At 67.5% G+C, this 237-nt stretch carries 1 pseudogene; it reads left to right on the top strand.

Going from position 1 to position 237, the window contains the following annotated elements:
* Positions 1–237: pseudogene (locus SB719_RS22505) on the top strand (aldo/keto reductase); the annotation flags it as partial.

Below are 237 nucleotides of genomic sequence, written 5' to 3'. Positions count from 1 at the left end.
CTGTCGCCCGACAACGCGGACATGGGCGAGAACTGGACCGAGTATTTCGAGACCGCGCGCACCGGCGCGTTCGTCGAGCTGACCAGGATGCGCGAGGAAGGGCTGATCAAGGCCTGGGGCATGGGCGTCAACACACCGGACCCGGCGCTGCGCGCGATCGAGGTCAGCGATCCGGACATCTTCCTGCTGGCCTGCCAGTACTCGCTGCTCGACCACCAGCGCGCGCTCGACGACACC

It is taken from the genome of Pantoea sp. SIMBA_079 (genome assembly GCF_046940275.1).
Lineage (GTDB): Bacteria > Pseudomonadota > Gammaproteobacteria > Enterobacterales > Enterobacteriaceae > Pantoea > Pantoea borealis.
Note: the sequence above shows the minus strand (reverse complement) of the source record. Positions and strands in the feature narration are given on the sequence as shown.